Source organism: Vibrio sp. KUL78, assembly GCF_059725505.1.
In genome coordinates this window covers 1,768,373-1,788,491 of sequence record NZ_AP045837.1, presented here as the reverse complement: position 1 = coordinate 1,788,491, position 20,119 = coordinate 1,768,373, and the positions used below count along the sequence as shown (strand labels likewise).

Sequence of the window (20,119 nt, the reverse complement as noted above, 5' to 3'; positions counted from 1 at the left end):
TTGCTAAAAAATTCAGAGAGTAAACTACAATTAATTTGAGCTGGGACAAAATGTCGCAATATTACCCATGATGTTTCGCCACAGATTGGTACACTCTGTCTCAAATAGGAACAATAACAATTATTTATGACTTTCTTCCAAACATCAGATATCCCAAATCAACAGTCTTCTCCCTATCTTGCGTTTTCTGTGCTTGTCGTCGATGACGAAGTCGGAATGCAAACCGTCCTGAAAAAAGCGCTTAGCAAAGGCTTCGGTCATGTTGAAACCGCAAGCAGTGTCGAGCAGGCGGAAGAGATGCGTCTAGCTAACCATTACGATCTGATTATTCTCGATATCAACCTTCCTGGTCGCTCAGGTATCGAATGGGAGGAGGCGTTTAATGATCAAGAGCGAAAAGCCGACATTATCTTCATGACTGGCTACGCAGACCTAGAAGTAGCAATCAGTGCGTTAAAACTGGGAGCATCAGACTTTATCCTTAAGCCATTTAACCTTGAGCAAATGCTACAAGCCGTTAAGCGCTGTATGGATAAACGCCTTGCTGAAAGAATGAATCTCGCGCTAAGTCACGATATCAGTCGCAGGGTAAGTAAAGATCTCATCGGCAATTCTGAAAAAACAAAGCAGTTAAAACAACTCATTGCTCAGTTCGCACCGTCACGAGCGTCTGTTCTTATCGAAGGCGAATCAGGGACAGGTAAGGAGCTGGTGGCTAGAGGTATTCATGCGGCGAGCAAAAGGCAGGGACCTTTTGTCGCAGTGAACTGCGGAGCACTAGCTCCTGAACTATTAGAAAGTGAGTTGTTTGGCCATTCAGCAGGCGCTTTTACTGGAGCTAAGAAAAACCGAGAAGGGCTGTTTCGAGTGGCGAGCGGCGGAACACTATTTTTAGATGAGATAGGCGAAATGCCACTGGCGATGCAAGCGTCACTGCTTCGAGTTCTTGAGCAACGTACTGTTCGTCCCGTAGGCACAGAAAAAGAGATCAGTATCGATGTAAGAGTCGTTGCCGCCACGAATCGAAATTTACGAGACCAAGTAAACAAAGGAGAGTTTCGAGAGGATTTGTTCTATCGGCTGAACGTGCTAAAAATTGATGTGCCCGCACTACGAGAACGATTGGCGGATCTTTCTGACTTAGTCCCGTTTTTCACGCGTTATCTTTCTAAAGAACTCGGTGTTCCAGAGCCTAAATGGGCGCACGAAGATATGCACATGATGCAAGACTATGACTGGCCAGGCAACGTTCGTGAGCTTAAGAACATGCTGGAGCGCTGTATCTTGCTCAATAAACCACCAGCACACCATTTTGTTGAGATGAAAGGTGGTGCAGTCAATACAGCGATCACTATGTCGGTCAATGATCTTACTATCATGCCAAGTACCACAACGCCGATTGAAGCAGAGTTTGGCTATCCAAATTCCTGGTCGTTAAAAGATGTAGAAAAGTCTCATATTCAACAGGTGGTTGACTATCACTCAGGTAACAAGTCTGCTGCATCACGAGACCTTGGTGTCGCCCGTAAAACGCTAGAACGCAAGTACAAAGAGTGGGACGAGAACGGGTCTGATGAATAAGGAAAATCGTTTTATTAGCAAATGGCGATATCGAATGTCATCGATGGTTCGCTATCGCCTGCTGTTTCTCACGTCCGCGCCAATTGTACTTACGTTAATTGCCTTGTTTGGCATTACGGCCTATTGGTCAATACATTACACGTGGCAGAGCGCGCTGGTAGATGTGTCTGAACGCCTAAATATCGTCGAAGATAAGATCCATCGCCTACAGGAGCGGCAGTACGAACATTTGGAAGCGTTTTCTTCGTCTTATGAGTTCCGAACACGTCTTGATCATCTTCAGACCCATGACGAGTTTGACACTTGGATAAGCTCACAGAGGGCGAGATACGGCTTAGACTTTCTGCGTTGGAACCCAAAATCTCAAATAGCGGATCTGGGTCGTTATCAAGAAATGGCGGGCGCTCGAAGCTTTTTTGACGTGTTAACCAGTTCAGAAGCGACCGACATCGAACCTACGCTTACTGATCACTCAGAAGTATGGCATCAAGACAGACAAATCGTAGAGACTCGCTCATTAGTCAGCCGTTCAGTCATCCCAGTTTTCGATCGTGAAAGTCATCTACTTGGTTATCTCGACGGTGGGGTATTGATGAACAATAACCTTCAACTCGTCGATGAAATCAAAAGCACGATTTACCCTAGCGGCACCCACCAACGTACAGTGTCGGGAACCGTCACTCTGTTTTTGGATGATTTACGTATCGCCACTAATGTACCTATGGATGACTCCTACGAAGGTCGACGTGCTATCGGAACGGTAGTTTCAGACGAAGTTAAGCAGGCGGTTCTCGTTAAGGGAGAAAGCTGGATAGACAAGGCCTTTGTCTATGACTCTTGGTACATTGCTGGCTACAATCCCATCGTCGACCTTCATGGTAAGACGGTGGGTATTACTTATACCGGTTACTTAATTTGGCCACTTATCAAAACCTATATCACTAACCTCGGTGAAGTAACGGCTATAATACTGACGCTGTTACTTATCTCCGGACTAATCGTTTATCGTGGTGCTCGAGATCTGTTTCGCCCAGTTGAGCAGATTCACCGCGTAGTAAAAATGGTGCAACTGGGTAAAGACGAAGAGCGTATAGGTGGACTTGGGCTGAATGCCAATCATGAACTGAGTCAGCTGGCCACTCAGTTCGATAACATGCTAAACCAACTTCAATACCGGAATGAGCAAATTCAAGAGGCTGCGCATGAGCTTGAGGCTAAGGTTCATTCTCGAACGGCAAGTCTAAAGGAGAAAACCGAGCAGCTTGAATTACATATTCAGCTCTTAAACCAAACTCGCGATAAACTCGTCACCAATGAAAAGCTCGCTGCTCTCGGTGAGTTAACAGCCGGTATTGCTCATGAGATCAACAACCCAACAGCAGTAATACTCGGAAACGTCGAACTGATCAAATTTGAGCTCGGCTCAGATATGACGCGTGTAGAGGAAGAAGTCGATACCATACTTGCTCAAATCGATCGTATTCGAAACATCACACGAAGCCTACTGCAATACAGTCGCCAGGGCGGAGTACAAGATGAGATAACGTGGCAGCATGTTAATCCTATTGTGGACGAGAGCGTCACCTTAGTTAGAACAGGTTCTAAGAAACGTGATATTGAATTTATCGTCGACTTGCATGCTAAAACACCGGTCGAGGTCAATCGCCATCAGCTATTGCAGATCCTTGTGAACCTGCAAATGAATGCCATTCATGCCATGAGCGGTAAGGGCAGGTTAACCGTACTGACCGAAGATTGGATTGAGGGCAAAGAGAGCATCGGTGCTCTGGTGCATGTTATCGATGAAGGGTGTGGTATCTCTGAACTCAATCTGAAACGTATCTTTGACCCGTTTTTTACGACAAAGCGTGATGGAACCGGACTCGGTCTATCAGTCTCACAGAGTATTCTCAGCCAAACTGGTGGCGAGATTAAGGTTCAATCTACGGTAGGTAAAGGGAGCCAATTTACGTTGTATCTTCCTAATAAAGCTGATCATCATTTACTCGTAAGTGCATAAAAACGTTAAGAAGAGTTTGTCCCAAACTTGCATCTAATGAAGTAAGGCTGTCATTTCACATAACAAACGCTTCGTGTTGACTAAGATTAAGTTAGATTAATTTGGTCATAAAAAAGAGGGAAGTAGGATGAAATCAATGACATGTAAACAGCTCGGAGGGGCTTGTGACTTTGAATTTCAGGCAGATACGTTCGAAGAGATTGCTGAGCTCAGTAAACAACACGGTATGGAGATGTACCAACAGCAAGAGCCTGCTCATCTCGATGCTATGGCGAAGATGCAAGAGTTGATGAAAGATCCTGCTGCAATGCAGGTTTGGTACAACAATAAAAAGCGCGAATTTGACGAAAGTTAAACTCGCGCTACTCATCACAGGTAGGCATCACGCCATGCAGATGCAGATAGTACCTAGGACCATGACAGAAATAAGACCGTACCAAATCTTTTGGGAGCGAGTATCTGCGACATTCACGCGGATGTAGTTCATCTCCTCGTTAGCCATCACCTCAAAATCGGCAAAACTTAGTGTAAATTCTTTACTTGCTGCAGAGATGTCTTTTTGCAGTTTATTGAAGGTCGCTTCTACAAACTGTTTAGCTTCTCCTAGTGGCGCGCTTGCGAGAGATATCGCATCCCAGATTGCCATTCTTGATTCAAATTCACGGTCAGTTACGCGGTTGAGCATTAGCAAATCATGCTCACGTTTCAAACGTTCTTTGCCCAATTTATTGGAATTCATATCAGAGAACTTATTCAAGTTTACTACTCCAGAGTTTTCATAGTTACGCCGCCTCAGGGGAATGAGAGCGGCGTTATGTGCCGAAGATAGTAGGTAGGGCTCGAACGCCCTTCAACTTGATGTTTTTGTTTGAACGACAAATTTTTTGGTTAGTAAAACCAATAATAGTGTGCCGTGGATTACTGTTGCGATCTTTCTAGACTAGGGTAGCCGCCTAATTGAGTACACTTGGTAATCAGCATGTTGCCCTCGTAATTGCCATCCACCCAACAAGGAACGGTGGGTGTTCCCCCCGTATTTCCTCCGGCAAAAGCGAGGCTACTTACGCCGAGCGCTAAAATACATAACAATTTCATAGGAACCTCCAAAAATAGACTATGTATTTAAAAGGACTGAAAGATTCTACTTAGATGTCCTGTCTACTATTGCTGTTACGTATCCAAAACAAGGAGAGACCATGAAACTATTTAGATTAGCGCTACCAGTATTTTTATGGCTCGCATTGACGGCAACTGCACATGCAGTAGAGCCTGTTTACAGTGATTTCTTTGGAAAGGCTATTCGAGGCTATGATCCTGTCGCTTATTTTACTGAGGGAAAACCAGTAAAAGGCGATAGCGACTATACCTACAGCTGGAACGATGCTGAATGGTACTTTTCATCGCAAGAAAATCTCTCTTTGTTTACCGCAAACCCAGAAAAGTATGCCCCCCAGTATGGAGGATACTGTGCATGGGCCGTGAGCAAGGGCTATACCGCGAAAATCGATCCCAATGCATGGTACATACATAACGACAAACTGTACCTTAATTATAGTCGTTCTGTTCAAAGTACATGGCAGCAGGACATTCCCGGCAACATAGCAAGCGCCGACAAAAACTGGCCGCAACTATTAAATAACTGATTACGACAAAGACATTACTCTTAACTTGAGTGCACAGCGATTTGCGGTGGATTAATACCGTGTTTCTTGAACTCACTCATAACACGAAGGGTAATGTCAGTCTCAAACAGTTTTTCATACGCGGTGTCCACCACATATGCTTTACACGTTAACTGAATCGCCAAGTAGTTATCGGTGATGGTTTGCTTAACCAAAACGGTAACGGGTTTCGGTAGGTGAATATAGCGGCTCGATGACGCTGCTTCTTGTATAAGATTACGAGCTAAAACAATATCTTCGTTCATTCCTACATAGAAAGGGATAACGACCTGCATATCGAGTGCCCCATAGTTACCACTAACCGTTACCTCGTTTAGAAACTTGTTATTAGGAATGGTGATAATGTCATCGTTTAGGGTGCGCATACGAACTGAGCGTAAACCTATGGTTAGTATGTCACCATAGTTACCTTCAAACGTGACTCGGTCACCCACCTGAAACGGCCTATCGATCATGACAGTAAGGCCAGCGATAAACGAAGCAGCGAGATCCTTCATCGCGAAACCGACAGAGACGGCGAGGGTGCCGCCAATTAAAGCTAAGATATGGTCGTTGATTCGAAAGCTGAGCATGAATACCACAATACCAGCGGTCATATAGATGAAGAACTGCAAAAATGACTGAAGCTTTTGAAGCAGCATTCGATACTGAACAAACTGACCGCCAATACTCTCGACCATCGAGTTCATAAATTTTATGAGCAGCCAAGTACCCATAATGATAAAGATACTGAGCAGTACACCGGACCAACGAATCAGTGTTGCAAACTGAGTGATGCTATCGACGTTGGCAATCTCCTCGCTCGCCAATGAACAGAGAGGGAACAACAAAAGCAGAGTGAAAGCGAAAAACTTTGTCATTTCGGCTCCTTACTTAACGAGTAAATGTTGGCGATCTAGAACGTTGGTGATGTGCCTAAACCAGTGGTCTGAAATACGAGCTTTATCCTCGTTCCAATCAATGTAGCCGCGACTTTGGAAGTATCTTAGCGTGCCGATCACTTCGGAGATGGTCAACTGAGTGCAATCAGACACATCCTCTGGAGACGCTGATTCAAGCTGAACGATGGAGCGAAGTATGGCGAGCATGGGTTTAGGCATCTTGTCTAGCTCTTCAGATTCTGGCGCATGGAACAACCTTACAACGACATTGTCTGTTTCTTTGTTACGCTTGAGAGAGAATCGAAAGAATCGCAGCGCAACCGTTGGGTTACCATCTGAATAGTGCCAAAGGATTCGATAAAAGCCTTGCTTGGCACGGTCTTCTTCCGATTCACTGTCATTATCCCACTGCTTTGGTACGGTGAGCCCTTCAAAGCTGACAGTGTAGTTTTCATCCTGATTAATTCTGCTATCCAGCAGCCCAGCAATTTGCTCTTCACTCCATCTAGGGAGAAATGCGACCCAATCGAATAGCAGACGTTCTCCTCGCGCTCTGTCTACAAAGCGCCAACTGGCTTTTTCTATAGAGAATACCGCACGATGGCTTTGTTTCGAACGGCGCAATAGGTTGGTAAAGCGAATAAGGTCATTCAGTCCGCCTACTTTTGGTTTCACCAACCTCTGACAGTTATCGATGGCAATTAAATAATGGGTGTCACTTTTTCTGAGGTGGTTAAGAATTTTGACCTCACTTGTTTCTTCCTCGAGACCTAAGCTGACAGCGAGGTGGACAAGGAGTTCTTGATATCCCGCAATTGGGCAGTTTATATAAATAGGCTCAGCGTTTTTCGCTTTGTGAAGTATTTGCGTGAGCAACCTCGTCGCACCAACACCACGCTCACCAGTGACGACGCAAATTGCCGGGCTGTTGGTAAGAAGATATTTTGAAAGCTGCTGCATTTCATCTTTTGCGTATGAAATCAATGGGCTTGAATCATCACCTGGCTGAACATAATCAAACGTGGAATCGCCTTTTACTCTCACGAGGTTGTCATCGGCATTACTACCAGTTTGTTTAGCAACCTCAATCTTAAACAAGTAAGTTAGGGCCTGATTAAAGAAGGTGTAATTGGATAAAAGCCCAATAAGGCGATTCTTAAGATGGTGGAAAGCGATCCACATTGTTGCGATCGCGGTCGCGATAAGACCAACAATAAACACATCTTTTTTGGTCGAAGCCCAATGGATGAGCATAGGCTTGTCTGAGATCTTATCGAGCGATTCAAACACCACCTTTTTCCACATAATAATCACGCTTAGCGTAATGAGCGCAAACCAAAGGGAGAATAAGGTGGTTATCCAGTAGTAAATGGTGCCTTTTCCTAGGGTTTGAGAGGCGATTTGCAGCACTAACCCAACAACAATAAAACTCCAGACGTAACGACGCACCGTAGAGAGTCTTAGGGCCGCTACCGTTTTATTGGTCGCTAAACTGTTACGTTGGACGAACTCGAGAATGAAAGAGATGGCAATCGAACCGCCCAGTATCCACCACGTAAAGAGCTCGATGTAATAGAGCTGAGAAAGGGCGTCAATGCTGCTTAACACCCGTAACGAGACGGTAATTGCAACTAACCACGCAATCGCCTTGCTCGCGCGCCCTATATACCAAATTAAACGAACCCAAATAGGTGGTTTCGTCATTGCAGCGGCGACGTGCGCTTTGAACTGTTCAAATAGCCTTGTTTCATTCGCTAACCACCACATTAGAATTGAGTAGATAAAGAAGACTTGCACACCAACCCAGATAACGGGAACAGGGGAGATAAAGATCTCCTTGATTAAGGTTTTTAAGCTTCTTAGCTGGAAGAACACAAAGTATTCAGCGTTAAGCCGTGTTATTTCGAATTCTTGTTTAAATTGGGTAACGCCGTCGGGGCCAAATCCGGTCAATTGCTCGAAGGTTTTATCAGATGCAAGTTCCAACAGCGTCTGTTTACTTAGGCTTAGGCTGTTCAACGTCAAGTATTGAGTTTGAACATCAAACCAATGCTGTTCATCTGCCTCATCACGATAGACCGCCAACGCTTCGTTAAAGGCAATAATTTCACGGTCTTGCTGATCCAAGGTATAAGAGAGCAACCGACGAACCTTGTTGGAATCTGATGGTGTCATAAACAGCTTGGATGGAAGTCGACTAATCTCTGACTCCAGAGATAGAGCATCTTCAGATGGAGTTGGCAGGTCGTCATCTTGATAGTCCCAACGAGCGGATGCCGGGAAACTAAGAATGAGAGTTACCACCACTAACCAGAAAGTGTGTCTAATCATTGTTGTCATACTGTCCGTAACTGGTTGAGTCTATTTGATTTCTTATTTAGTGTAGTTGCACTCTTTACACCCTGCCGCCATCAAACGAAAAAAGCCCACTTTGGCAAACCAAAATGGGCTAGGGCGTCATAGTATACGGAGCTATGAACAGGGCGTTAATGGGCTTGGCAAGCCATTAACTATTTTCAGCTATTGGAGTAGCTTAAAAACTGTAAACAAAACCAACTTTAACTTCGTTTTCTGGATTAAGTTTAACGCTGTTAATCTTATACTCTGGCTTATATGTGTATTGAGCGTAAGGCGCGACAGCACCAAAGTCTGTCAGTGTCGCTTTAAATTCAAATTCATTAGGCGTGTAGTCTATTATGCCTACAGAGCCCAGACCACTTAAAACGACTTCTTCGTTGGTCGATTTACGAACCCAATTGACACTCAAGTCAACCGCGTCCATTGCATACCCAAACTTAAGATCTGTACGATGTACTTTTACATTGTGATCACCTGACTCTTTGCGATTACCAGCAATGTCATCAAACTTGGCACTAACATTTGTCGTTTCATAGCGATAACGACCTGCTAAATAGAGTCCACTCTCGAATTCATAACCCGTTTCCAGTCCAAGTTTATAAGTAGGGTTGATCGTCGTGTTAAAACTGAAATCTTTTGGCTGGTGAATGGATACTGTTTCTCCATGATCAAACTTAACTTCTGCTTGTGGCTTTACATACCAGCCATCTGTGATAGAAACAGCCCAAGCACCAGAAAGGGTTGTCTCTTTAGACTTGCTTAAGCCTTTTTTACGTACGTGTTCTAGGCTTGTCGAAATTCCATTTTCAAAAGCGTAGCCAACTTTCGCACTAGTGTCGCCGTTTGATTTCTGGCTCAGATCGGTATAAACACCTGCGTGTGCTCCAAACGTTGCTACTATTGCCAATGCTACTAACTTTTTCATTGTTTACTCTACTCCAATAGTTATAAATGATTCGTCAACAACCTAAGGTTGGTTAGCAGTTAAGACCGCCTTTGTTGACGGTGCGGATTATTCAATTGGGTGCGAAATACGGTCAATTTCAACGGAAGTAGAAATCAATAGAAACTAAAGAGAATTGCTTTTAGAAAGTGGTTCTTGCTTGCATCTCAGACCAAGAGACTGTAGGGTTGCGCAGTTTTGTTAATTCACAAAGGTAACGCTCGTGCTATCGACCGCAAATATCACTCAACAGTTTGGTGCTAAACCACTGTTTGAAAACATCTCTATTAAGTTTGGCGAAGGCAACCGTTATGGCCTTATTGGCGCAAACGGCTGTGGTAAATCGACCTTCATGAAGATTTTGAGCGGTGAGTTAGAACCTACGAGCGGTAACGTTTCTTACGATCCGAACGAGCGCGTTGCAAAACTGAACCAGGACCAGTTCGCTTATGAAGAGTTTACGGTAGTAGACACTGTTATCATGGGCCACAAAGAGCTATGGGCTATCAAGCAAGAGCGTGACCGTATCTACTCACTGCCTGAAATGAGTGAAGAAGATGGCATGAAAGTAGCGGATCTTGAAGTTCAGTTCGCAGAACTTGATGGTTACATGGCGGAAGCGAAAGCAGGTGAATTACTGCTTGCGGTAGGTATCCCAGAAGAGCAGCACTTTGGCTTGATGAGTGAAGTCGCTCCAGGTTGGAAACTGCGTGTGCTATTGGCTCAGGTTCTTTTCGCTGACCCGCACATCATGCTACTCGACGAACCAACCAACAACTTGGACATGGACACCATTCGTTGGCTAGAAGAAACGTTGAACCAGCGTAACTGCACCATGATTATCATCTCGCACGACCGTCACTTCCTAAACTCAGTGTGTACCCACATGGCTGACCTCGATTACGGTGAGCTTCGTTTATTCCCTGGTAACTATGATGAGTACATGGTTGCGGCAACTCAGGCACGCGAACGTCTACTAGCAGACAACGCGAAGAAGAAAGCTCAGATTGCTGAGCTAAACACCTTCGTAGCGCGATTCTCTGCAAACGCATCTAAAGCGAAGCAAGCAACATCTCGTGCTAAGCAAATCGATAAGATTCAGCTAGAAGAAGTTAAGCCTTCAAGCCGTCAAAACCCATTTATCCGTTTTGACCAAGAAAAAGAACTCTTCCGTAACGCGCTTAACGTAGAAAACCTAAGCCAAGGTTTTGAAGATGATTTGTTTTCAGGCTTTAACGCAATTTTCGAAGTCGGTGAGCGTGTTGCGATCATCGGTGAAAACGGTGTGGGTAAAACAACACTGCTTAACACGCTTGCTGGTGTGCTAGAGCCTCGTACTGGTGAATACAAGTGGTCTGAAAATAGCAACATTGGCTACTATGCACAGGACCATGCTCATGACTTCGAAGAAGACATGAATCTTATGGACTGGATGGGTCAATGGCGCCAAGAAGGTGATGACGAGCAAGTTATCCGTAGCTTCCTAGGTCGCATGCTATTTGGTCAGGACGACATTAAGAAGTCAGTAAAAGTCCTCTCTGGTGGTGAGCAAGGTCGTATGCTGCTAGGCAAGATCATGATGCATAAGCCAAACATGCTATTGATGGACGAACCGACGAACCACATGGACATGGAATCTATCGAGTCATTGAACAGCGCGCTAGAACAGTACAAAGGTACATTGTTCTTCGTGTCTCATGACCGCGTGTTCGTAGATTCTCTTGCAACTCGAATTCTAGAGATCAAAGACGGTAAGATTAATGACTTCCGTGGTACATACGCTGAGTTCTTGAGATCGAAAGGGATTGATGGATAATCGGTTAGATACCTGAATGAAGCCTCGCGTAAGCGGGGCTTTTTTGTATGTGAGAGAAAACTAGTATTTAAAAGTGGGCGATGCGACGTTAGGAGCTAGCCTGCAGTTCTCCCCATTTATAAGGGGGAGTTAGAGGGGGTAAATGCGGTGAAATCACGACAAATGGAGAGTCGAATCTTGCTTTAGATTTTTTAACCCAATCTTGTTTTGAGCTTGCTTTGAGTCCAACGCATTCACCCCTCCCAGCCTCCCCTTAGCAAGGGGAGGAGCAAAATATTCGCTTAGCGGTACCACTAAACCACAACCACATTTCGTACCCAAACCATCAACAACAAATACGCAAACATCACCCACACCAACACTGCCGACAGTAGCGTACCCATTACAGACAAATGATAACTAAAATAATAAACAGCAATCAGATAAGCGGCATAAGGCATTAACGAGTACAGTCCAAACAGTGCGGTCATGCGAAGCGCCTCCATGTTTCGTTCGGTTGCCACAATATAGTGTGCAATCAGCGCAAAACTCGGGAACAGTGGAACAAGACCGGCGATAAAAAAGTTCTTACTCTTGGATAGAATCGCAATCAACATCACGGCTGCTGCGCCAATCAAACACTTGAGAAAAAGAGTGACCATCTCAACCGCTACGCCAAGTTGAACAGCAGTTCGTCGTCCGTCATGTATTTATGTTTGCTACCCAGATTGCGAACATGCATAAACATAAAACTCGGAAACGCGGGGGCTAAAAGGTTGTTGGGTTCCCACATCTCACCACCGACAAACACATAACGACCTTGTTTTTCGTCATCATGATAAGGGTTATTGATCTCAGTCGAAAGCTCAGCTCGGACACCTTCTATTACGCAAACAATCTGACCTTTGGCGACCCCAACAACACGTGTAACAAGGTTTGCTTTCATTCCACATTTCCAGGCTTGACGTGTTGCCCATTCAAACCCGAGTTTGCGAACGCCTTTGTGCACATTAACAATAAGATTCATGGTGACTCTGCAGTGGTTAGGTATTAACCGAGAGAGTAGTTGGTAATACAGAGTGACACGAGCAATCAATAACGATGAATTCTTACTTGGTGAAAAAACAATGAAAAAAGCCTCCCATTAATAGAGAGGCTCAAGAACTCGTTCAGAGGTGGCAAAGGCTAGCTGTTACCTTTGACATCGAAATCGACTTTCTCACCGCCAGTAAACACTTGAAAACGTAGCCCCTTGGCTCGCGCAATAGTAGTGATACCAAACTGTTTCGCTAAGTCTAAGCCCATTTGAGTCACCCCAGAGCGTGATAAAAGTACTGGGATACCCATCTGGGCAACTTTGATAACCATTTCTGACGTTAATCGTCCGGTGGTGTAGAAGATCTTGTCGTCACCTGTTTCCTCGTTGATCCACATTTCACCTGCGAGCGTGTCGACCGCATTGTGGCGACCGACATCTTCCACGAACGATAATACCTCATCGCCTTTACAGATAGCGCAACCATGGACTGCACCGGCTTTTTTGTAGGTACCGTTATAGTGAGTTAATGCCTCAAGTGTTGCATAAATCTGAGATTGTTTAAGTGGCGTTTGTGGGACCTGATAGCCTTCTAACTGCTTCATCACATTGCCATACATGGTGCCTTGGCCGCAGCCAGATGTGACGGTTTTCTTTTTTAACGCCTCTTCAAGGAAATCAGTGTTTTCTTTAGTGATAACCGCAGCAGAATGGGTTTCCCAATCGATAATTAGTGACTCGATGGCAGCAGGGTCTGAGAGAAACCCTTGGTTTTTTAGATAGCCCAAGACTAATGAGTCGGGTCTGGAGCCTAATGTCATCAGAGTAACGATTTCTTTCCAGTTGAGCATCACCGTTAAAGGTCGCTCGCAAGCAATTTGTTTGGTTAGTTTTTCACCGTACTCGTCATAGACGTCAACTTCGATAGTTTGAAGGGGATTTTCGCTTGTTCTAATAATGTTGGGTTTAACCACGCGTATATCCTTTTGGTCGGGCAGTAGCACTGGGCTATTGGCTTGATAATTGCTTAGTTTTCACTAATGCTTAAACGATTATTACCAATAAAGTTTTGGCACGCAAATAACTTACGCTAATTTAGGGATATGAAATGCAGTCAGAAACTCCTGAATCCATTCCTACTCAAACTTCTAATTTTGATGTCCTCCAAGTTGAGAAAAACGAACATCAATGGCCAATTCAAATCGACTTGTCTATCGTTGACAAGCAGGTAGGGCGCTGGACGAGCACTCAGCGCGAGCTTGAAGGCTTTGAATTAGAAGTGACTGATCAGAGCAAACCCCATGCCATCTTAGAGCTTTATAGAGATGAGCGTACCGACTATAGATTCAACCTAAGTTCGCAAAACCCTATGCTGTTCGTTGTGTTAGATAACCACGACGAGCTCAACTTAAAACCAATAATGGTGACAGCGTCACAGGCTGTTGCTGGTTCTTTTATGGATGGAGATTACCTCGTGCTCTCAAAGCCTATTCCGCTGCCTATTCAAGCATGGATGGAGGCTTTTATAGGTCGACATGGTGAACTTCTTGAAGTAAGGCGTAAGAAACGTAAAGGGGCGGGACGATCGAGTGGCAAATAGTTTTTTATCTCGCTGGTCACAGCGGAAATTAGAGGAGCAATCTCTAGACAAAACGGAGCAGGAAAGTGTTTCGCTAGAGAAGGTGCAGGAAGAAGAACACTCCCTCGACGAAAGCGTTGCTGAACTAGAAGGTGAACAAGAGGACACGGCTTCTGAATCAGAACCAGAGGTAGAGGGTGAAGAACTTTCTATATCTCAGCTGCTTGCAAATACAGAAGTCGATAAGGCGGTAAAAAAAGCAGCACTACGAAAGCTTTTTATGCAACCCGAGTTTAATGTTGTCGATGGTCTAAATGATTACGACCACGACTACTCAGCCGTCAAGCCACTTGCTACAGAGGTAGCGGAAACACTCAGAGGTTGGGTCAAGGACGTCGAAGAACATCTTGAAGAATCCGAGGGTTCTGCCGATTCGGCTCTAGCAGCTTCGATTCCAGACGAAACTCAGGTTGAAGAAGAGCAAACAGAAAGAAATGAAACGCTCAGTGGAGATGAAGAGTCTGACTCAAAATTATCGTAATAGATTGATATAGGGACAAAATTTACCACATAGAAAGTAGGTACATTTTGTCCCAAGTTCTTTTCCCAGCGAATGAGACAAAATGTCTCACGAGACAAATAGCCCCAAATAACTGAGGGTAATTTGTGATAACTATCTAATAGTTAAACTTTTTTTCCAGTATTTATAGTTGGAACAATTATTGCAAAACGTGTGTAAATGGTTCAAACGAAACCAAAAACGGAGCGTGAAGACTCCAACACTGGAAATAGGCGATGATAAAACAACTATTACAACAAGCGACATCTCAAAATGGACGTGCACGCTCATACGCGTTTGAAAATACCGTTGAGTTATCCAACTTAATACCGCCAACTGTAAGCTACGAAAGTCATGGCGACACCCTAATAGTCGGCCCTACCGCGATTATCACCAGTACTGCCGAGCAATTGACAAGCATGCATTCCGTTACTTTGCTGTCCACCGATGGTGAACCTTCTGAGCATGACAACCTTTATTACGCTGATAGTATTGAAATCACTGGTTTCTTGGGGACCTTCAGTGTCCATATCAATAATAAGAATACTCACAGCAATCTAGCTGAAGTCTCAGTGGGTAGGGACTGTTTCGATATTGTTCTCGACCATTCTCTTAATGGTTGTATGTCTGAGGAAGTACCCGTCCCTGGTTATTATCCTGTTGGTCGTGGCTATCCTACGCTTGCCGATGCGCTAGAAGAAATACCCGGTTTAATGGGTACCTTCGATAAACCTAAATTCTTTCGTCTAGACAATGATATGTGTGCTCACAGTTCGCGTGGTGTTAAAGGGTGCGAGCGCTGTGTGGATGCATGTCCTGCAGGTGCACTGAGTAGCCAAGGCAATGACAAAATCGGACACAAAATCGAGATAAATCCATACCTTTGTCAGGGTGTGGGCACTTGTGCGACCGCTTGTCCGACAGAGGCTATTCACTATGCATTGCCGACACCACAAGAAACGCAAAAGTTTATTGAGCGTACGCTTGCGAATTATCATCAACAAGGTGGCGAAAATGCCACCATTTTGATCTGTAGCTCGCGTCACGAGAGTTATAACGCCATGGCACTTAATGCTCTCCCAGAAAACGTCATTCCTGTCGTGGTTGAAGAGCTTCCTTCAGTGGGTATCGATACTTGGTTCGCAGCCTTAGTCAACGGCGCAACTCAAGTTTTGTTTGCTGCCAGCCGTCATATGCCTGAGACCATCCAAACGGTTCTTAATAGTGAAGTCGGTATGGCACAGCAGCTTTTAGAGAATCTCGGTCTAGCTCGTGAAACGATAGATATTTTGTACCTAGAGTCGCTTCGCGAAGGCTTACCAACGTTAGTTGAAAAAGACCTTGAACTTCGTATTGGCGACGTAGAGGGAAGCAAGCGGGAGCGCCTTTTCCATTCATTAGATGTGTTGTCTGCCAAGCAGGGCGTCACTGACACAATCCAGTCACTACCAACGACGGCGCCATACGGCACAGTTACTTGTCATACTGACAAATGCACGTTGTGCATGGGTTGTGTTGCGGTGTGTCCAACAAAAGCGCTGTATAACAAAGGTGACAGACCCGCGCTAGATTTTGTCGAGCAAGACTGTGTGCAATGTGGCATGTGTGAAAAAGCGTGCCCCGAATCTGCACTGTCTCTCACACAACAAATCAACTGGGACAAAGAATCTCGAACCCAAGTCATTGCACTTCATGAAGAGAAAGCTGCGGAGTGTCTAAGCTGTGGCAAGCCTTTCGCACCCCAATCTATGATCACTATGCTGCAAGATAAGTTACGCGGTCACTCTCATTTTGACAACGAAGCGGCACTGCGTCGTATCGCGATGTGTGAAGACTGCCGTGTCGTCGATATGTTTGAAAACATGGCAGAAAACCCAGAGCAGCAACTCAAGTATTAGGAACGTATGTCAATGGAAAACGAGAACAACGAACTACGAAGTGACATCTACCTGCTTATTTCAACTCTGTGCCGTGGAGCCCCTGAACGAGAGCTTCTCGATTTTCTATCTTCTCTCGAAATCGAGTCCGGCATTAATCAAATGACAAGTGCATGGCAGGATCTTGCTGCAGCTGCAAACGTTGCTGAGGTCAGCGCGCTAGAAGACGAGTACCAAGATTTGTTTATAGGTATTGGCAAAGGGGAAGTGATTCCGTTTGCATCTTGGCACTTAACAGGATCGCTAATGGATAAACCGCTCGCTGCACTTCGACATGACCTAAGCCACTTGGGTCTAGAGCGCGAGGAGTCGGTGAAAGAACCTGAAGATCATATTTCCGCAGTGTGTGAAGTTCTCGCGCACTTAATAGATCAACAAAAGGAGAGCGAAGCGAAAGCTTTCTTTAATCAGCACCTCTCTCCTTGGTACTCAGATTTGTGTCGTCAGATTGAAACCGCACCAAGTGCGCAGTTTTATCCTTCTGTCGCGGCACTAATGCAAGCATTTTTCGATGTGGAGCAGGTGAGCTATGCGCAAAACCCAGGCTCTACGCAGACGAAAATGAAAATAGACGTAAAAAACATAACCACTAAGTAATGTCAGCTAACTAGAGATGCCACCAAAAGGATAGGTATCCACTCAGGGAGCAAACTATGAGTAAACAAACCAAACGTGACGATAAAAGTGAATTTAACGAGAATCGTCGAAACCTACTAAAGGGCTTGACCACCGCTGCTGTTGCCGGAGCGGTTATTTCAGGTACCGCACATGCTGCTACTAACACCGAATTAGTTGATGTGAAACCCGATGACGAGAAGAAAACAGGTTATCGCGAAACCCAGCATGTTAAAGACTATTACGACACACTCTAGGAGCAAAGTATGAAACTAACTAAACGCTCCGACAATGTGAGCAAAAACGAAAACAAGCTAGGACTCAGCCGCCGTGCATTTATGCGCAACTCCTCTATTGCGGCGGGTGGTCTGGCAGCAGGTGCGTATACGTTCGCGCCCGGAATGATCAAAAAGGCACAGGCAGAATCTGTACCGGTTGATGCCAAAACTGAAGTAAAACGTACCATCTGTTCTCACTGTTCAGTGGGTTGCGGTATTTATGCTGAAGTACAAAACGGTGTATGGACGGGGCAAGAGCCTGCGTTCGACCATCCTTTTAATGCTGGTGGGCACTGCGCGAAAGGTGCCGCTTTGCGTGAGCATGGTCATGGTGAACGTCGTCTTAAATATCCAATGAAGCTCGAAGGCGGTAAGTGGAAGAAACTGAGTTGGGAAGATGCGATTGAAGAGATCGGCAACAAGGTTTTAGAGATCCGCAAAGAGTCAGGTCCAGATTCTGTTTACTGGTTGGGTAGTGCGAAGCACAGTAACGAACAGGCGTACATGTTCCGTAAGATGGCGTCGCTTTGGGGCACTAACAACGTAGACCACCAAGCACGTATTTGTCACTCAACCACGGTTTCTGGTGTAGCGAACACTTGGGGCTATGGTGCGATGACAAACTCTTTCAATGACATGCACAACTGTAAGTCGATGCTGTTCATCGGCTCTAACCCGGCAGAAGCGCACCCAGTTGCTATGCAACATATCTTAATTGCTAAAGAAAAGAACCGTTGCCAAATTGTTGTGGCGGATCCTCGTCGAACTCGCACAGCAGCAAAAGCAAACCACTACTGTTCATTGCGCCCTGGTACTGACGTTGCCTTTATCTGGGGTCTACTATGGCACATCTTCGCAAATAAATGGGAAGATCAAGAGTTCATTCGTCAGCGTGTTTACGGTATGGATGAGATCCGTGCTGAAGTTGCCAAATGGAATCCAGAGGAAGTGGAGCGCGTAACTGGCGTTAGTGAAGCTGACGTATACAAAGCGGCTAAGATCCTATCTGAGAATCGCCCAGGCAGTATCATTTGGTGTATGGGTGGTACGCAACACACCACTGGTAACAACAATACTCGTGCATACTGTGTACTTGAACTTGCATTGGGTAACATCGGTAAGTCGGGCGGTGGTGCAAACATCTTCCGTGGACACGACAACGTGCAGGGTGCAACTGACCTTGGCGTACTATCTCATACATTACCTGGTTATTATGGTCTGGCAGACGGCTCATGGAAGCACTGGGCAAAAGTATGGGATGTCGACTATGAGTGGATCAAAGAGCGATTTGACCAAAACGAGTATCGTGGCAAGAAACCAATGAACAACATGGGTATTCCTGTCTCACGTTGGATTGATGGGGTTTTAGAAAACAAAGACAACATCGAGCAGAACGATAACATTCGTGCCATGTTCTACTGGGGTCACGCGGTTAACTCGCAAACGCGTGGCGTTGAAATGCAAAAAGCGATGCAGAAACTGGACATGATGGTCATCGTCGATCCATATCCAACCCACGCTGCGGTAATGAACAACCGTACTGATGGCGTGTATCTACTGCCAGCAACCACGCAATTCGAAACCTACGGTTCGGTAACAGCTTCGAATCGCTCTCTTCAATGGCGAGACAAAGTCGTTGAACCATTGTTCGATTCAAAACCTGACCACGAGATCATGTATCTTCTTACTAAGAAGCTTGGTTTTGAGAAAGAGTTGTTTAAGAACATTAAAGTTGAGAACAACGAGCCAAATATCGAAGACATTACTCGCGAGTTCAACAAGGGCATGTGGACGATTGGTTACACTGGTCAAAGCCCAGAGCGTATCAAAGCGCACCAACAGAACTGGCATACCTTTCACAAGACCTCTTTGGTTGCCGAAGGCGGTCCAATCAATGGTGAAACCTACGGTCTACCTTGGCCATGCTGGGGCACACCTGAGATGAAACATCCAGGCACACACATTCTCTACGATACATCAAAAACTGTTGCTGATGGTGGAGGTAACTTCCGAGCTCGTTTTGGTGTTGAGTTTGAAGGTGACAACATTCTCGCTGAAGACAGTTACTCATTGGGCTGTGAACTGGAAGACGGTTACCCAGAGTTCACCGACAAGCTTTTGAAACAGCTTGGATGGTGGGATGACCTCACTGCAGAAGAAAAAGCCTCTGCCGAAGGTAAAAACTGGAAGACCGATCTATCGGGTGGTATCCAGCGTGTGGCAATCAAGCACGGCTGTATCCCATTTGGTAATGCGAAAGCACGCGCTATTGTTTGGACATTCCCAGACAGAGTACCGCTGCACCGCGAGCCGCTTTACACGCCGAGACGTGATCTAGTCGCAGACTATCCAACATGGGATGACAGCGAGTCGATTTATCGCCTGCCAACTATGTACAAGTCAATCCAGGATAAAGACGTATCTGGCGAGTACCCAATCGTTCTTACTTCTGGCCGATTAGTGGAGTACGAGGGTGGTGGTGAAGAGACCCGTTCTAACCCTTGGCTTGCTGAACTACAACGCGAAATGTTCGTTGAAGTTAACCCGAAAGACGCTAATGACATCGGCTTTAAAGACGGCGACATGGTCTGGGTTGAGGGTGCAGAGAAAGGGCGCATTAAAGTGAAGGCTATGGTGACACCTCGTGTGAAACCGGGTCTAGCGTTTATCCCATTCCACTTTGGCGGAAAGTTCCAAGGTGAGGATCTCACCAACAAGTATCCGGAGGGCACAGTGCCTTACGTTATTGGTGAAGCGGCGAACACTGCGACCACTTATGGTTATGACCCAGTGACCCAGATGCAGGAAACCAAAGTCACTCTCTGTAACATTAAGAAAGCGTAAGGAGTCACCTA

General features: G+C 45.4%; 18 protein-coding genes. 11 read left to right on the top strand and 7 right to left on the bottom strand.

Annotated features, from left to right (window positions below; genetic code table 11):
• Positions 1–126: 126 nt before the first annotated feature.
• From AC6I8Y_RS08330 to AC6I8Y_RS08320, 3 genes are all read left to right on the top strand, one after another.
• Positions 127–1,581, top strand: a complete 1,455-nt coding sequence (locus AC6I8Y_RS08330; protein ID WP_498019884.1) for a sigma-54-dependent transcriptional regulator — start codon at positions 127–129, stop codon at positions 1,579–1,581.
• Positions 1,574–3,601, top strand: coding sequence for a sensor histidine kinase (locus tag AC6I8Y_RS08325; RefSeq protein WP_234495994.1), 2,028 nt, complete (start codon positions 1,574–1,576; stop codon positions 3,599–3,601). The genes AC6I8Y_RS08330 and AC6I8Y_RS08325 overlap by 8 nt, the downstream gene beginning before the upstream one ends.
• A gap of 127 nt (positions 3,602–3,728) precedes the next feature.
• On the top strand, positions 3,729–3,956 hold the full coding sequence (locus AC6I8Y_RS08320) for a DUF1059 domain-containing protein (RefSeq protein ID WP_042472951.1): 228 nt from the start codon (positions 3,729–3,731) through the stop codon (positions 3,954–3,956).
• Between the two features lie 27 nt (positions 3,957–3,983).
• On the opposite strand, the gene AC6I8Y_RS08315 is transcribed toward AC6I8Y_RS08320, so the two are convergent.
• The gene (locus tag AC6I8Y_RS08315; RefSeq protein WP_498021404.1) at positions 3,984–4,340 is read right to left on the bottom strand and encodes a thiamine-phosphate diphosphorylase; all 357 of its coding nucleotides are present in this window, start codon (positions 4,338–4,340) and stop codon (positions 3,984–3,986) included.
• Between the two features lie 457 nt (positions 4,341–4,797).
• Here AC6I8Y_RS08315 and AC6I8Y_RS08310 point away from each other — a divergent pair, with 457 nt between their 5' ends.
• Positions 4,798–5,244, top strand: a complete 447-nt coding sequence (locus AC6I8Y_RS08310) for a YHS domain-containing (seleno)protein (protein WP_128648496.1) — start codon at positions 4,798–4,800, stop codon at positions 5,242–5,244.
• Positions 5,245–5,264: 20 nt separating this feature from the next.
• Here the strand turns inward: AC6I8Y_RS08310 and AC6I8Y_RS08305 are convergent, their stop codons facing one another.
• The 3 genes from AC6I8Y_RS08305 to AC6I8Y_RS08295 all read right to left on the bottom strand — a co-directional run bounded on the left by AC6I8Y_RS08305 (position 5,265) and on the right by AC6I8Y_RS08295 (position 9,447).
• Positions 5,265–6,143, bottom strand: coding sequence for a mechanosensitive ion channel family protein (locus AC6I8Y_RS08305; protein ID WP_252014499.1), 879 nt, complete (start codon positions 6,141–6,143; stop codon positions 5,265–5,267).
• Positions 6,144–6,152: 9 nt separating this feature from the next.
• The gene (locus AC6I8Y_RS08300) at positions 6,153–8,504 is read right to left on the bottom strand and encodes an ATP-binding protein (RefSeq protein ID WP_498021403.1); all 2,352 of its coding nucleotides are present in this window, start codon (positions 8,502–8,504) and stop codon (positions 6,153–6,155) included.
• A gap of 193 nt (positions 8,505–8,697) precedes the next feature.
• Positions 8,698–9,447, bottom strand: coding sequence for an oligogalacturonate-specific porin KdgM family protein (locus AC6I8Y_RS08295; RefSeq protein ID WP_394154121.1), 750 nt, complete (start codon positions 9,445–9,447; stop codon positions 8,698–8,700).
• Between the two features lie 241 nt (positions 9,448–9,688).
• Between AC6I8Y_RS08295 and AC6I8Y_RS08290 the strand changes: the two genes are divergently transcribed.
• Positions 9,689–11,281, top strand: coding sequence for an ABC-F family ATPase (locus tag AC6I8Y_RS08290; protein WP_042472957.1), 1,593 nt, complete (start codon positions 9,689–9,691; stop codon positions 11,279–11,281).
• Positions 11,282–11,574: 293 nt separating this feature from the next.
• On the opposite strand, the gene AC6I8Y_RS08285 is transcribed toward AC6I8Y_RS08290, so the two are convergent.
• The 3 genes from AC6I8Y_RS08285 to AC6I8Y_RS08275 form a co-directional block, all read right to left on the bottom strand.
• Positions 11,575–11,922 (bottom strand): GlpM family protein, encoded by a 348-nt coding sequence (locus tag AC6I8Y_RS08285; protein ID WP_234496000.1) that lies wholly within the window; start codon positions 11,920–11,922, stop codon positions 11,575–11,577.
• 8 nt (positions 11,923–11,930) lie between these two features.
• A complete protein-coding gene (locus AC6I8Y_RS08280) occupies positions 11,931–12,287 on the bottom strand; it encodes a hypothetical protein (protein ID WP_042472963.1) in 357 nt (118 codons plus the stop codon).
• 158 nt (positions 12,288–12,445) lie between these two features.
• Complete coding sequence (locus tag AC6I8Y_RS08275) at positions 12,446–13,270, bottom strand: formate dehydrogenase accessory sulfurtransferase FdhD (protein WP_498021400.1); 825 nt, start codon at positions 13,268–13,270, stop codon at positions 12,446–12,448.
• A 134-nt stretch (positions 13,271–13,404) separates the two neighbouring features.
• Between AC6I8Y_RS08275 and AC6I8Y_RS08270 the strand changes: the two genes are divergently transcribed.
• From AC6I8Y_RS08270 to AC6I8Y_RS08245, 6 genes are all read left to right on the top strand, one after another.
• On the top strand, positions 13,405–13,896 hold the full coding sequence (locus tag AC6I8Y_RS08270; protein ID WP_498021398.1) for a DUF3305 domain-containing protein: 492 nt from the start codon (positions 13,405–13,407) through the stop codon (positions 13,894–13,896).
• Positions 13,886–14,416: a DUF3306 domain-containing protein gene (locus tag AC6I8Y_RS08265; protein WP_498021396.1), complete on the top strand. Its 531-nt coding sequence runs from the start codon at positions 13,886–13,888 to the stop codon at positions 14,414–14,416. The genes AC6I8Y_RS08270 and AC6I8Y_RS08265 overlap by 11 nt, the downstream gene beginning before the upstream one ends.
• Before the next feature lie 254 nt (positions 14,417–14,670).
• On the top strand, positions 14,671–16,332 hold the full coding sequence (locus tag AC6I8Y_RS08260; protein ID WP_498021394.1) for a 4Fe-4S dicluster domain-containing protein: 1,662 nt from the start codon (positions 14,671–14,673) through the stop codon (positions 16,330–16,332).
• Between the two features lie 12 nt (positions 16,333–16,344).
• A complete protein-coding gene (locus AC6I8Y_RS08255; RefSeq protein ID WP_394154108.1) occupies positions 16,345–16,968 on the top strand; it encodes a TorD/DmsD family molecular chaperone in 624 nt (207 codons plus the stop codon).
• Positions 16,969–17,024: 56 nt separating this feature from the next.
• Complete coding sequence (locus AC6I8Y_RS08250; protein WP_042472969.1) at positions 17,025–17,243, top strand: twin-arginine translocation signal domain-containing protein; 219 nt, start codon at positions 17,025–17,027, stop codon at positions 17,241–17,243.
• Between the two features lie 9 nt (positions 17,244–17,252).
• Entirely contained in the window at positions 17,253–20,108 is a 2,856-nt protein-coding gene (locus AC6I8Y_RS08245) for a formate dehydrogenase subunit alpha (RefSeq protein WP_394154106.1), read from the top strand.
• The last annotated feature ends 11 nt before the right edge of the window (positions 20,109–20,119 follow it).